Raw genomic sequence first — 14,034 nt, forward strand, 5'->3', positions numbered from 1 at the left:
GCCGCCCGGGGGTCAGGACGGGTCGTCGGCGCAGCCACGGTGGCCGGCCCGGTGCCAGCCACGCCTGGCGGCGGCGACCAGAAATGGCACGAACCACCCGTCGGCCTGGCCGGCGCACCGCCGCGCCTCGGCGTTGAGTTCGTCCGCCCGGCCCTCGACGCCGAGGACGTGCCCGAGCTCCCGCCACGCCTGGGAGCGGGGGCGCGAGGTTTTCGGGTGACGTCGTGGACGCCGGCTGACCGTCGAAAGTGGATCACCCACGCCTGGATGTCCCCGCATAGAGTGGTCTGGACCACACCACCCAGCGGGTTGGCCGGGGTTTTCCGGGCGACCCGCATCCACGGCGACGAGCTGGGGGCCGAGCGATGCAGACGCCGGACGGACTTCCCGCCGAGATCGACCTGACCCGCCCGAGCGCGGCCCGGGTCTACGACTACTTCCTCGGCGGCGCACACAACTTCGAGATCGACCGGCAGTTGGCCGAGCAGATCGCCGCCATGACGCCGAACCTGCCGGCCACCATGCGCGCCGGAAGGGAGTTCCTGCGCCGGGCCGTGCGGGTGCTGCTCGAGGCCGGCATCGACCAGTTCCTCGACATCGGCTCGGGCATCCCGACCGTGGGCAACGTGCACGAGGTCGCCCAGGCGGCCAACCCCGAGGCCCGGATCGTCTACGTCGACATCGACCCGGTCGCGGTGGCGCACAGCCGGGAGCTGCTCGCCGGCAACGACCGGGCCACCGCCATCCACGGCGACCTGCGCGAGCCGAAGCTGATCCTGGACCAGGCCCGGGCCGGCGGCCTGGTCGACTTCGACCGGCCACTGGGCATCCTGCTCGCCGGGGTGGTGCACTTCATCCCCGACGCGGACCGCCCCGCCGACATCCTGGCCACCCTGCGGTCCGTCGCCGCGCCCGGCAGCTACCTGGTCATCTCGCACTCGACCTTCGAGGACCAGCCGCAGGAGATGCTCGACGCGCAGCGGCTGTCGGCGCGCACCGCCACGGAGATCACCCTCCGCTCGCTTGCCGAGATCACCGGCTACTTCGGCGACTGGACGATCCTCGAACCGGGCGTGGTGCACATGCCGCTGTGGCGGCCCGACTCGCCGTCCGACGTGGACGACCACCCCGAGCGGTTCGGGGCGTTCGGCGGCGTGGCCCGGCACGACCGGACCGCCGACTGAGCCGACATGCGCGTCCCGGGCCCCGACAGGGGCGGCTTCAGCCGGCCGGGCGCCCGGGCGTACGCCGCCGAGTGGGCCCGGGCGATGCGCCGCATCGGATTCGTGCCACTCAGCGCGATCGAGACCGAGCGGCTGCTACTGGTGCACACCGTGCGGCTGGGTCAGGCCCTGGTCGCCCCGACGTTCTCCGCCGAGGCGGCGGAGGACGTGGGGCAGGCCCTGGTGGCGGCGCACCTCACCGAGCCGGGCATGCTGGACTGGTCGGTCGAGGCGCTCGGTGACCGGTTCCTGGCCGGCGTGCTGCCCGTCTGCGCGGAACTGCCCGAGGTGCGGGAGCGGATCGCCGCGATGCGGGGCGCGCTGGCCGCCGGCTTCGCGCGGGCGCTGCGTGACCGGACGTTCAGCCAGCAGGAGCGGATCGCCCGCTCGGCCTGGCAGGCCCGGGACGCGGTCGAGCAGGCCCTGCGGGACAGCGAGGCCCGGTTCCGCGCGGTCTTCACCGGCGCGGCGATCGGCATCGGCATCGCCGGCGTCGACGGCAGGATCATCGACGTCAATCAGTCCTTCGCGGACATGCTCGGCTATCGTATCGAGGAGCTGCGCGAGACGAACGTCTCGGCGCTGTTCCACGCCGATGACGCGCCTGGCATCTGGGAGATCTACCAGGAGCTGGTCAAGGGCAAGCACGACAGCGCCCGGGTGGAGAAGCGCTACCACCGCAAGGACGGCAGCGTGGTCTGGACCGACCTGGCCGTCTCGCTGATCCGGTACGACGACGGCCGCCCCCGGTTCACCGTCGCGATGATCGAGGACATCACCCAGCGGTACGAACTCCAGCAGCGGCTGCGCTGCCAGGCGCTGCACGACCCGCTCACCGGGCTGCCCAACCGGACGCTCTTCTTCGAGACGCTGGGGGAGGTCTTCGGCACCGCGGGTCCGGAGCAGCGGATCGGGCTCTGCTTCATCGACCTGGACGGCTTCAAGGCGATCAACGACAGCCTCGGCCACGACCTCGGTGACCGGCTGCTCAAGGTGATCGGCCGACGGCTGGCCGACTGCGTGGCCGGCCGCGGTCACCTGGTGGCCCGGATGGGCGGCGACGAGTTCGTCATCCTGGTCGACACCGACGGGGGCCTCGACGACGCGGTGGAGGTGGCCGAGCTGGCTCTCGCGGCGGTCTCCGCCCCGGTCCACGTCGGGGGCCAGCAGCTCGCCGTCTCGGCCAGCATCGGCATCGTGGAGTGCCCGGCCGCGGAGACCAGCGCCTCCGAGCTGATGAAGGCCGCCGACACCACCCTCTACTGGGCGAAGGCCGAGGGGCGGGGCCGCTGGGCCGTCTACGACCCGGAACGCAGCGCCGCCGACATCGCCCGGTCGGCCCTGGCCGCGGGGCTGCCCGCCGCGCTGGACCGGGGCGAGTTCGTGCTGCACTACCAGCCCATCGTGTCGCTGCTCGACCGGTCCCTGGTGGCGGTGGAGGCGCTGGTCCGCTGGCAGCACCCCGAGCTGGGGCTGATCGGCCCGGACCGGTTCATCGGCCTGGCCGAGGAGACCGGCCTGATCGTCCGGCTCGGCGCCTGGGTGCTGAGGCAGGCATGCCGGGACGCGGAGGGCTGGCGGCGGGCGTACCCGGGGATGCGGCTGATCGTCAGCGTCAACCTGGCCGCCCGGCAGGCCGACGACCCGGCGATCGTGGAGACCGTCGCCGAGGCGCTGCAGCACACCGGGCTCCCCGCCGAGCTGCTGCAACTGGAGCTGACCGAGAGCGCCCTCATGGGCACCGCCGGGGAGCCGCTGCGCTCCCTGCGGCGCCTCGCCGACCTCGGCGTACGGCTGGCCATCGACGACTTCGGCACCGGCTACTCGAACCTGGCGTACCTGCGGCGGCTGCCGATCCACTGCCTGAAGCTCGCCGGCCCGTTCGTCGAGGGGATCCGGGCCGACGGGGCCGACGTGGCCGCCGACCACCGGGACGAGCGGATCGTCGACGCCCTGGTCCGGCTGGCACACGCGCTGGAGCTGTGGGTGACCGCCGAGGCGGTGGAGACGGAGGCGCAGGCCGAGCGGTTGCGGGCGCTGCGCTGCGACACCGGTCAGGGCCGCTGGTTCGGGGCCCCGATGCCGGCCGAGCAGATCCGGGCCCGGCTGGCCGGTGGGGAGGAGGCGGCGTGAGTCTGACCGATACGCAGGCGGTGGTCTCGCTGGTCGCCGCGCTGGCGATCCTGGCCGGGCTGGCCGGGGTGGTGGTGCCGGGGCTGCCGGCGCTGCCACTGTGCTGGGGCGGGGTGCTGGTGTGGGCGCTGTTCGGCGGGGCCGGCCCGGGACGCTGGGCGGTGCTCGCCGCGGCCACCGTGGTCGCCGCCGGCGGCACCGTGGTCAAGTACCTCTGGCCGGGGCGGAACCTGAAACGGACCGGGGTGCCCACCTCGTCCCTGCTGGCCGGCGGGTTGCTCGGCCTGGTCGGCTTCTTCGTCGTCCCGGTGGTCGGCCTGCCGATCGGCTTCGTCGGCGGGATCTGGGGCGCGGAACGGCTGCGGCTGGGCAGCAACCAGCTCGCCTGGCCGGCCACCGTGCAGGCGCTCAAGGCGGCCGGACTGTCCATGCTGGTCGAGTTCCTGGCCGGGCTGGTGATCGCCGCGCTCTGGGTCGCCGGTCTGCTGTTCGCCTGACCCTCCCTCTGCCGGGGGAGCCGACTGACCCGAGGGTGTGAGGCCAGCCGCCCGGCCGGTTCCTACCGTCGGATTCATGGTCCTCCTGCGCCCCGACGCCCGCCGGCGAGCGGATCAGGCCTGGGCGGTTCTCCGGATGAGCCGCCCGTGGTTCTGGCCGCTCGGCTGGGCGGGCGCGTACGCCGGCTCCGTGCTTGCGACGCGCGGCTGGCTACCACCCGGCGCGGCGGTTCCGCGGACGGTGGCCGCGCTGGTCGTGCTCGGGCCGCTGGTGTGGGGTGCCGTCCTCGCGGTCAACGACCTGCACGACCTGCCGAGCGACCGACGGAACCCTCGCAAGGTCACCGCGCCGCTGGTCACTGGGCTGCTCACCGAGGCCGACCTGGTCCGCTGGCAGACCGGCGCCGCGGTCGCGGCGCTCGCCCTGGCGGCCGCGGTCGGGCCGGGCTTCGTCGCGGGTACGGCCGCCGTGCTGCTGCTCGGCTGGCTCTACAGTGTCCCTCCGGTCCGCCTCAAGACCCGGCCCGGCCTCGACGTCGCCGTCAACGCCCTCGCCGTCGGCGTGCTCGCGCCGATGGCCGGCTGGTCGCTGCACCGGCCGGTCACCGGCTACCCGGTCCTGGTGGCGCTGCTGGGCCTGCTCCTGGTGGCCGCGCTCTACCTGCCGACGACCGTGCTGGACGTCGACGCCGATGCGGCGGCCGGGGACACCACCGCGGCGGTCCACTGGACGCCCCGGGTGTGCCGCCGGGCCGGCCTCGCCCTCTGGGTGACGGCGACGGCGGTGTGGCTGATCAGTTGCCACCTGGACCTGCTGGTCCGGCGGGACTCCTGGGCCCTGCAGACCGCGTGGGCACCGGTCCTGGTCGCCGGGTACGCCGTCGCCGTCCGGCGGCCGTCGATCCCGCGGATGGCCGCGGTCTGCCTGCTCTTCGCCGTGCCGGCCGCGGACTTCCTGCTGGCCTGGGTCGCCGCCGGCCGCCCGTCCTGAGGGCCGGACGAGAGCGGCGGCGCGGGGCGTCCGGTGGGTACGGCGGATCACCGTACGTCAGTGAGAGAGAGGTGGACACCCCGCGCCGGCGCGGACCGGGCGTTGCCGAGCGCCCGGTGTCGGCCCGTCGCGATCGGGCCTGGTCACGGGTTCAAGGATGCCGTCGCGCGGGCCGCTGGGGCAACGCATTTACGGCCGTGCGCGCGACGCCGGCATCGGTTAAAGGTCTGATCCTGGCCGAATTTTCGGTCGACCTCCATTGACCCTGCTGAGCGTGGGGGCGATTATCCCGTCAGACAGTGGCCCAGGTCACAGTCTCCACCCCCGCGGTCCAAGGGAGACACCGATGAGCTCAACGATCCAGGACGGCATACCCCCGACTTCCCCCGTCAGCGACGAGGAACGGCTCGCGCAGCTGGGATACAAGCAGGAGCTGCGTCGAAAGCTGTCCGGCTTCTCCAATTTCGCAGTCTCGTTCTCCATCATCTCCATCCTGGCCGGCGCCATCACGTCGTACAGCATCGCCATGACGGCGGGCGGCCCGCTGGCGATCACCCTGGGCTGGCTCTTCGTCGGCGTCATGGTCATCTTCGTCGCGCTGGCCATGGCCGAGATCTGCTCGGTCTATCCCACCGCCGGCGCCCTCTACTGGTGGGCCGCCGCGCTGGCCAAGCGGAACAAGGCCGCCTGGGCCTGGTTCGTCGGCTGGTTCAACTTCCTGGGCGAGGTGGCGGTGACCGCCGCGATCGACTTCGGTGCGGCGATCACCACGGCGGCCTTCCTCAGTCTCACCTTCGACATGGAGGTGACCGCCGGGCGTACCTTCCTGATCTTCCTGCTGATCATCGTCGCCCACGGCCTGCTCAACACCTTCGGCGTCAACCTCGTGCGGCTGCTCTCGGACGTCAGCGCCTGGTGGCATCTCGCCGGCGTGGCGATCATCGTCGGCGTGCTCGCGATCGTGCCGGACCAGCACAAGCCCATCTCCGAGGTGTTCCTCGAGGTGCGCAACGAGACCGGCTTCACCTTCGCCGGCGCCGCCGGGTACGCCGTCCTCGTCGGTCTGCTGATGGCCCAGTACACCTACACCGGCTACGACGCGAGCGCCCACGTGGCGGAGGAGACGCACGACGCCTCCCGCTCCGCGCCGCGCGGCATCGTGATGTCGGTGGTGGTCTCGGTCATCGCCGGCTTCGTGCTCCTGTTCGCCATCACCTGGTCCATCCAGGACTACGACGCGGAGCGGACGACGGCGCTGGGGCTGCCCCCGGCGCAGATCTTCATCGACGCCGCGGGCCACGACCTCGGCACGTTCCTGCTCTTCATCTGCGTGGTCGCCCAGTTCTTCTGCGGCATGGCGTCGGTCACGGCGAACTCGCGGATGACGTACGCGTTCAGCCGGGACGGCGCCCTGCCCGGCTCCCGGATCTGGAAGCGCGTCAACCCGCGCACGGGCACGCCGACGAACTCCATCTGGCTCTGCGTGGCGTGCTCGTCGCTGTTGGTCCTGCCGTCCCTCTGGAACACCACCGCCTATCTGGCGGCCACCTCCATCGCGGTGATCGGCCTCTACATCGCGTACGTGGCACCGGTCTTCCTGCGCCGGCGCACGCCGGACTTCGCGGTCGGCGCGTGGAACCTGGGTCGGTGGAGCGGGCCGGTCGGGTGGACGGCGATCGTCTGGGTAGCGATCATCTGCGTCCTGTTCATGCTGCCCACCAGCAGCCCCATCACCGCCAAGACCTTCAACTACACGATCGTCGCGGTCGGCATCGTGCTCGGGGGTGCCTGGCTGTGGTGGGTGCTCAGTGCCCGGCACTGGTTCACCGGCCCCCGGCACAACGTGCCGGATCCGGTGATCCCCAAGCCGGCGGCGGGTGCCGAGCCCGTCGTCGAGCCGAGCGCCGAGTAGGTTGCCGGGACGTGGCGGGTGCGCGCCGGCGCACCCGCCATGCGGACCGGACGCTGGGGAGGGGACGGCCGATGCGGACCGACGCGCGGACTGCCGAGCCGGGTGCCACCGCCGCTGGGGTGGCGCGCGGTGATGCGGCTTCGACGGGGGACGCCGGCGCGAAAGCCGTACCCGCCCTTCCGGTGTGGCGTCCGGTGCGCGGCGGCAACGCCTTCGAGATCACCGTTGTGCGGCTCGTCCAGGCCATCAAGCTCGGCATGGTCGGGGTCGGCGAGCGGCTGCCGCCCGAGCGCGAGTTGGCCGACCGGCTGCAGGTCAGCCGGGTGACGCTGCGGGAGGCGATAGCGGCCCTGCGGGACGCCGGCTATCTGGAGTCCCGTCGAGGGCGAACCGGGGGCACCTTCGTCGTGTCGGCGCTGCCCGCACCCGGTGCCGCCGGCGGGCGCCCGGACGCGGGAGAGTTGGCCCGCGAGATGGGCGACAGCCTGCCCGACGCGTTGGCCTTCCGGCGGGTGCTGGAGTCGGGCGCGGCGGGCCTGGCCGCCAATCGCAGCCTGTCGGCTCCGGAGCGGCAGCACCTGGTCGCCGCGCTGGCCGCCTCTCGCGACCGCGACCCGCTCACTCGTCGCGTCTCGGACTCCCGCCTGCACCTGGCGATCGCCGCGGCCAGTGGCTCCCCGTCGTTGGCCGCGGCCGTCGCCGATGTGCAGTTGACCCTCGACCGGCTCCTCGCCGCGATCCCGGTCATCGATCGCAACCTCGACCACTCCGACGCCCAGCACAGTCGGGTCGTCAATGCGATCCTGGGAGGCGACCCGGATGGTGCGCGGTCGGTGATGGAGGAGCACTGCGACGGCACGGCGGAGTTGCTGCGCGGGCTGCTCGGGTGAGCCGGACCGACCATTGACGGATGCAAAGGTTCGGTAGTAGACCTTTCCTATGGAGGCGCGCCGATGAGGAAAGCTCCGCTCACGCTGGAACAGCTCCGCGTCGCCGTCGCCGAGCGCGAGATCGACACGGTGGTGCTGGCCCTGACCGACATGCAGGGCCGGTTGCAGGGCAAGCGGTTCCACGCCCCCTACTTCCTCGACCAGGTGGTCGCGCACGGCAGCGAGGGGTGCAACTACCTGCTCGCGGTCGACGTCGACATGAACACCGTCGACGGGTACACGATGTCCAGCTGGGCACGCGGCTACGGCGACTTCGCTATGCAGCCCGACCTGGACACCCTCCGCCGGGTGCCGTGGCAGTCCGGCAGCGCACTGCTCCTGGCCGACCTGGCGTGGCTGGACGGCTCCGGCCCGGTGGTCGCCTCGCCCCGGCAGATCCTGCGCCGGCAGCTCGACCGTCTCGCCGCGCACGGGCTCACCGCGTACGCCGGCACCGAGCTGGAGTTCGTGCTGTTCCGCGACTCGTACGAGGAGGCGTGGCGGCGTGGCTACCGCGAGCTGACCCCGGCCAACCAGTACAACGTGGACTATTCGCTGCTCGGCACCGCCCGGGTGGAGCCGCTGCTGCGCCGGATCCGCACCGAGATGGCCGGCGCGGGGCTGACCCCGGAGAGCGCGAAGGGCGAGTGCAACCTCGGCCAGCACGAGATCGCCTTCCGCTACGACGAGGCGCTGGCCTGCGCCGACCACCACGTCATCTACAAGAACGGGGCGAAGGAGATCGCCGCCCAGGAGGGCATGTCGATCACCTTCATGGCCAAGCCGAACGCCCGCGAGGGCAACTCCTGCCACATCCACTTCTCCCTGCGCGACGCCGACGGCCGCTCCGCCATGCTCGGCGACGGGCCGGCGCACCTGTCGCCGACCGGGCGGCGGGTGCTGGCCGGGCTGCTCGCCACCATGCGCGAGTTCAGCCTCCTCTTCGCCCCGAACGTCAACTCCTACAAGCGCTACCAGCCGGGCTCGTTCGCCCCGACCGCGCTGCGCTGGGGTACCGACAACCGCACCTGCGCGCTGCGACTGGTCGGGCACGGCCAGGGGATGCGGGTGGAGAACCGGGTGCCCGGGGCGGACGTCAACCCGTACCTGGCCATCGCCGCGCTGGTGGCCGGGGCGGTGCACGGCATCGAGAGGGACCTGGCACTGGGCGACGAGTGCACCGGCAACGCGTACGACGACGGGGACGCGGACCAGGTGCCCGGGACGCTGCGCGACGCCCTCGCCCTCTGGGAGTCCGCGACGGTGGCCCAGGACGCCTTCGGCGCCGAGGTGGTGGCCCACTACGCCAACCAGGCCCGGGTCGAGCTCGCCGCCTTCGACGCCGCCGTCACCGACTGGGAGCTGGTCCGTGGCTTCGAACGCCTCTGACCGTGCGGTCCCGGACGTCGAGGAGAAGGGTGGGCGCGTGACCGAGGTGATCAATCCGGCGACCGGTGAGCTGCTGCGCGAGGTGCCGGCCACCTCGCGCGAGGAGACCGACGCGGCGATCGGGCGGGCGGCCCGGGCGTACGAGTCGTGGCGGGCGGTGGCGCCCGGGGACCGGGCGCGGCTGCTGCGGCGGTTCGCCGCGGTGGTGGAGGCGCACCTGGCGGAGCTGGCGCTGCTGGAGGTCCGCAACGCCGGCCACACCATCGGCAACGCCCGCTGGGAGGCGGGCAACGTCCGGGATGTCCTCGACTACTACGCCGGGGCGCCGGAGCGGCTGACCGGACGGCAGATCCCGGTGCCCGGCGGGCTGGACGTCACCTTCCACGAGCCGCTCGGCGTGGTCGGCGTGATCGTGCCGTGGAACTTCCCGATGCCCATCGCCGGCTGGGGCTTCGCACCCGCCCTCGCGGCCGGCAACACGGTCGTGCTCAAGCCGGCCGAGCTGACCCCGCTCACCGCGCTGCGCCTGGCCGAACTGGCCTTGGCGGCGGGCCTGCCCGAGGACGTGTTCACCGTCCTGCCCGGACCGGGCGGCGTGGTGGGGGAGCGGTTCGTCACCCACCCGGCGGTCCGCAAGGTCTGCTTCACCGGCTCCACCGAGATCGGCACCCGGATCATGGCCGGCTGCGCCGACCAGGTGAAGCGGGTGACCCTGGAACTGGGCGGCAAGTCGGCCAACCTGGTCTTCGCTGACGCCGACCTCGAGAAGGCCGCGGCCAGCGCGCCGTACGCGGTCTTCGACAACGCCGGGCAGGACTGCTGCGCCCGCTCCCGGATCCTGGTCCAGCGCCCGGTGTACGACCGCTTCCTGGAACTGCTCGAGCCGGCCGTGCGCGGCTTCCGGGTCGAGGACCCGGCCACCGAGAGCGCCGAGATGGGCCCGCTGATCTCCGCCGGACACCGGGACCGGGTCGCCGGGTACGTCGACGGGGCGAAGGTGGCCTTCACCGGCTCCCGCCCCGACGGCCCCGGCTACTGGTACGCCCCGACGGTGCTGCTCGCCGAGTCCCCGGCCGACCGGCACTGGCGCGAGGAGGTCTTCGGGCCGGTGGTCTCGGTGCTCCCGTTCGACGACGAGGCGGACGCCATCCGGCTGGCCAACGACACCGAGTACGGCCTCTCCGGGTCGATCTGGACCCGGGACGTCGGCCGGGCGGTCCGGGTGGCCCGGGCGGTGGAGTCGGGCAACCTCAGCGTGAACTCGCACTCCTCGGTGCGCTACTGGACCCCGTTCGGCGGGATGAAACGCTCCGGCCTCGGCCGGGAGCTGGGTCCGGACGCGCTGCACGCCTTCACCGACGTCAAGAACGTGTTCATCAGCACGGAGGAGTGACTTGGCTGTGGATGAGTGGATCAGCGAGGTCGGCGGTGGAATGAACCTGCGCCGCGAAAAGCTCCTGGCGTTGATGGACGCCGTTGACCAGGGCGAGGTTGCCGCGCTGGTGGCGGATTACAAGGATCGGCTGGCTCGGTTCGGCTTTGACTTCCTGGAGCATGTGGCCGACCGCTCCGGCTGTGACGTCGTCGTGGCCAATCAGGAGTCGTTGTCCCCGCAGCAGGAGTTGGTCGAGGATCTTTTGGCCGTCGTGGGCACCTTCGCGTGTCGACTGGACGGGCTGCGGCGATGCGAGCGGGAACTCAGAGGGGCGGACCTGACCGCTGGGGTTGGCCGGTGATCGTCACCCGCGTCGCGTATTCAGCCGATGTGAATCCGGGCAAGTACGCGGCCTTGCAGGAGCAGGCCCGCCGGCTGGGCCGGGTGCGCAGCGAGGTGTGGCAGCGGTACGGGTCGGTCTACGGTGTCGGGTCCGGGTTGCGGGATCGGCAGGTGCGGGACCGGTGGTTGGCCGATGGCACGCACGTGCCCTTTGGTGTGCTGGCCAACGCGTGGAAGGAAACGGGCCGAGACGCGATGGGCGACATCGCAGCGAATCTGGAGGCGGCCAAGGCCACGGTACGGCGGGCGATCGTCCGGCGCACCGACGACCCGACCGAGCTGAAGCGGTTGTTCACCGCGCTGAAGGCCAACCGGTGGATGGCCGACCCGTTCCTGGCTCGACAGATTCGCAAGCACTGGAAGCGCGGAAAGAGCCGCGTACACGATCAGATCGTGGTGCGCGCCGACCAGTACAACACCGTTGTTGACGGGCGGGGTCGGCTGTGGCTGGCCGTTCCCGGCCTGCAACGCCGCAAGATGGTGCGGATCCCACTGTCTTCGACTGTCGCGCCGACTGGGACGTTGCGGCTGATCCTTCGCCGCGGGCGGGTGGAGGTGCACTATCAGATCGACGCATCGGCGATGCGGTCGTCGCAGCGGCCCTGCGGGCAGGCGAGGGTCGGTGTCGACAAGGGTTACACCGAAGCCCTGACCGACTCCGACGGTGATCCCCACGGTGAACAGCTCGGCGTGCTGCTGACCGCCGAGTCAGATCGGCTGAAGGAACGCAACCGGCGCCGGGCGAAGCTACGGTCGATCGCGAACACCGCCGCCGCGCGGGGTGACCATGCTAAAGCCCAGCGGATCAAGGTCAACAACCTCGGCGCCGTGAAGCGGGATCGGCAGGCCGCCCGGCATCGGGCGCGGGTGCGTACGGAGATCTTCATCGCCGTGCACGAGGTCGTCGACAAGGCGGGCACGGTGGTCGCCGAAGACCTCACCAAACGCATCGCCGCACGCAAGAAGCTTCCTAAGAACATCAACCGGCGTCTCGCCACGTGGACCAACGGAGTCACCGCCGAGGCCCTCAAGAGCGTGTCGGAGCGCAGAGGTGGTGCGCACGTTCCCGTCAACGCCGCCTACACCTCACAAACCTGTCACCGCTGCGGCCGGTTCGGCCGACGCAGCGGGGACCGGTTTCACTGCACCTGCTGCGGGGTGGTGTGGCAGGCAGACGTGAACGCCGCGATCAACATCCTGCACCGAGCTGGCGACCCCGACATCGCCCTGCACACCCCACACCAGCGGGTGAAGCAGATCCTGCAGGATAGGACCGATCGCCACCGGACCAGACTGCCGGTCCAGGACTCCAGCCCGGCACCAGCCGGCGGAGAGCGAATTATCCGAACCGCTCAGCAATGAGCAAATAGTAGGAAGCAGTGAGCAGAGTGCAGGGTCGATTGAGGGACCGGGTGGCCGTGGTGACAGGCGCGGGCAGCGGGATCGGGCTGGCCACGGTCCGGCGGTTCGCCGCCGAGGGGGCGCGGGTGATCTGCGTCGACATCGACGCGGACGCCGGCAAGCGGGCCGCCGAGGAGGTGGGCGGGGAGTTCGTCGCGGCCGACGTGGCCGACGAGACGGCCGTCCGGGACCTCTTCGACGGGGTGGTCGCCCGGCACGGGCGGGTGGACGTGGCGTTCAACAACGCCGGCATTTCGCCGCCGGACGACGACTCCATCCTGGAGACCGGGTTGGACGCCTGGGAGCGGGTGCTACGGGTCAACACCACCAGCGTCTACCTCTGCTGCAAGCACGTCATTCCGCACATGCGCCGGCAGGGCAAGGGTTCGATCATCAACACCGCCTCGTTCGTCGCGCTGATGGGCGCGGCGACGTCGCAGATCGCGTACACCGCCAGCAAGGGTGGGGTGCTGGCGATGACCCGGGAACTGGGCGTGCAGTTCGCCCGGGAGGGCATCCGGGTCAACGCGCTCTGCCCCGGTCCGGTCGCCACCCCGCTGCTGCTGGAGCTGTTCGCCAAGGACCCGGAGCGGGCCGCCCGCCGGCTGGTGCACGTGCCGATGGGCCGGTTCGGCAACCCGGCGGAGATCGCCGCCGCGGTGGCCTTCCTGGCCAGCGACGACGCCTCGTTCATGACCGCCGCGCAGTTCGTGGTGGACGGCGGGATCACCGGCGCGTACGTGACGCCTCTGTGAGCGCGAGGAGTGAGCCGGGTTTGCGAGCCCCGCAGTCGCGAACGGTGCTGGCCCTGTGAGCGCGAGGACGGTGAGCCGGCCGCTGATCGGGATCACCGCGTACGTCGAGCCGGCCGGCTGGGCGGTGTGGCGGGACGTCCCGGCGGCGCTGGTGCCGCAGGCGTACGTCCGGGCGGTGACCGCGGCCGGTGGCCGGGCCCTGGTGCTGCCGCCCGACGACGCCGACGCGGACGTGCTGCGGGTGCTGGACGGGCTGCTGCTGGCCGGCGGCGCGGACGTCGGCCCGGAGCGGTACGGCCAGCCGCCCGACCCGCGGACCGAGAGCCGGCCCGACCGGGACGCCGGCGAGCTGGCCCTGCTGACCGCCGCGCTCGCCGCCGACCTGCCGGTGCTCGGCGTGTGCCGAGGCATGCAGCTGCTCGCGGTCGCCCATGGCGGGGCGCTGCACCAGCACCTGCCGGACGTGGTGGGCCACGAAGGCCACCGCCCGGCCCCGGGGGTGTACGGGTCGCACCCGGTCCGGTTCACCCCGGACAGCCTGGCCGGGGCGGTGCTGGCCGGGGTGGACCGGGTCAACTCGTACCACCATCAGGGGGTGGCCGACCCGGGTGCCCTGACGGTGACCGGCTGGGCGGACGACGGGGTGGTGGAGGCGGTGGAGGACCCGGCGCGGCGCTTCCTGCTCGGGGTGCAGTGGCATCCGGAGAACGACCGGGACCCCCGCCCGGTGGCTGCCCTGGTCCGGGCGGCCGCCGGTCGGTCGACCGGTGTGTAGCGGAGATCACACACTCCAATTTCGGGAGACCCGTCCATCATGGGCATCGACGGACGCGGCGGTCTTTTGCACCTGTCCGGCCCGTTCCGCGAAGGTCGGCCGGCCACCCCGGTAGCCGCCCGAGTCGCAGGCTCGCGTCGGTTACGTCAGGATGAGGCCTAGGCAACCAGCGACCAGCACTGATGTGCGTTACGTTGCTCCTCCGTCGGGGTAGTAGGCGGGGATGGCCGGCGTGGCTGCGCCGGTCGTCGT

At 72.1% G+C, this 14,034-nt stretch carries 13 protein-coding genes; 12 read left to right on the top strand and 1 reads right to left on the bottom strand.

From position 1 onward, the window contains the following. Positions 1–12: 12 nt before the first annotated feature. A complete protein-coding gene (locus ACFYOS_RS12070; RefSeq protein WP_387138995.1) occupies positions 13–261 on the bottom strand; it encodes a hypothetical protein in 249 nt (82 codons plus the stop codon). A 104-nt stretch (positions 262–365) separates the two neighbouring features. Here ACFYOS_RS12070 and ACFYOS_RS12075 point away from each other — a divergent pair, with 104 nt between their 5' ends. From ACFYOS_RS12075 to ACFYOS_RS12130, 12 genes are all read left to right on the top strand, one after another. Further along, on the top strand, positions 366–1,184 hold the full coding sequence (locus ACFYOS_RS12075) for an SAM-dependent methyltransferase (protein ID WP_387138998.1): 819 nt from the start codon (positions 366–368) through the stop codon (positions 1,182–1,184). A gap of 6 nt (positions 1,185–1,190) precedes the next feature. Next, the gene (locus ACFYOS_RS12080; protein ID WP_387139002.1) at positions 1,191–3,356 is read left to right on the top strand and encodes a putative bifunctional diguanylate cyclase/phosphodiesterase; all 2,166 of its coding nucleotides are present in this window, start codon (positions 1,191–1,193) and stop codon (positions 3,354–3,356) included. After that, positions 3,353–3,853 (top strand): DUF456 domain-containing protein, encoded by a 501-nt coding sequence (locus ACFYOS_RS12085; RefSeq protein WP_387139005.1) that lies wholly within the window; start codon positions 3,353–3,355, stop codon positions 3,851–3,853. Before ACFYOS_RS12080 ends, ACFYOS_RS12085 begins: the two co-directional genes overlap by 4 nt. A 76-nt stretch (positions 3,854–3,929) precedes the next feature. Next, the gene (locus tag ACFYOS_RS12090) at positions 3,930–4,844 is read left to right on the top strand and encodes a UbiA family prenyltransferase (RefSeq protein ID WP_387139008.1); all 915 of its coding nucleotides are present in this window, start codon (positions 3,930–3,932) and stop codon (positions 4,842–4,844) included. Between the two features lie 346 nt (positions 4,845–5,190). After that, positions 5,191–6,756 carry an amino acid permease gene (locus tag ACFYOS_RS12095; protein ID WP_387139011.1) on the top strand — a complete coding sequence of 522 codons (1,566 nt, stop codon included), beginning with the start codon at positions 5,191–5,193 and terminating at the stop codon, positions 6,754–6,756. Positions 6,757–6,827: 71 nt separating this feature from the next. Then, complete coding sequence (locus tag ACFYOS_RS12100) at positions 6,828–7,646, top strand: FadR/GntR family transcriptional regulator (protein ID WP_387139014.1); 819 nt, start codon at positions 6,828–6,830, stop codon at positions 7,644–7,646. Between the two features lie 63 nt (positions 7,647–7,709). Then, positions 7,710–9,074, top strand: a complete 1,365-nt coding sequence (locus ACFYOS_RS12105) for a glutamine synthetase family protein (RefSeq protein WP_387139017.1) — start codon at positions 7,710–7,712, stop codon at positions 9,072–9,074. Between the two features lie 37 nt (positions 9,075–9,111). Beyond that, positions 9,112–10,467, top strand: a complete 1,356-nt coding sequence (locus ACFYOS_RS12110) for an aldehyde dehydrogenase family protein (protein WP_387139019.1) — start codon at positions 9,112–9,114, stop codon at positions 10,465–10,467. Between the two features lie 7 nt (positions 10,468–10,474). Continuing rightward, positions 10,475–10,810 (top strand): recombinase family protein, encoded by a 336-nt coding sequence (locus ACFYOS_RS12115; protein WP_387139021.1) that lies wholly within the window; start codon positions 10,475–10,477, stop codon positions 10,808–10,810. Then, the gene (locus ACFYOS_RS12120) at positions 10,807–12,213 is read left to right on the top strand and encodes an RNA-guided endonuclease TnpB family protein (RefSeq protein ID WP_387139024.1); all 1,407 of its coding nucleotides are present in this window, start codon (positions 10,807–10,809) and stop codon (positions 12,211–12,213) included. Before ACFYOS_RS12115 ends, ACFYOS_RS12120 begins: the two co-directional genes overlap by 4 nt. 26 nt (positions 12,214–12,239) lie before the next feature. Next, positions 12,240–13,007, top strand: coding sequence for a 3-oxoacyl-ACP reductase (locus ACFYOS_RS12125; RefSeq protein WP_387139134.1), 768 nt, complete (start codon positions 12,240–12,242; stop codon positions 13,005–13,007). A 55-nt stretch (positions 13,008–13,062) separates the two neighbouring features. Continuing rightward, positions 13,063–13,782, top strand: a complete 720-nt coding sequence (locus ACFYOS_RS12130) for a gamma-glutamyl-gamma-aminobutyrate hydrolase family protein (RefSeq protein WP_387139027.1) — start codon at positions 13,063–13,065, stop codon at positions 13,780–13,782. The last annotated feature ends 252 nt before the right edge of the window (positions 13,783–14,034 follow it).

Origin of the sequence: Micromonospora sp. NPDC005806, from assembly GCF_042871425.1 — a bacterium.
Taxonomy (GTDB): domain Bacteria; phylum Actinomycetota; class Actinomycetes; order Mycobacteriales; family Micromonosporaceae; genus Micromonospora.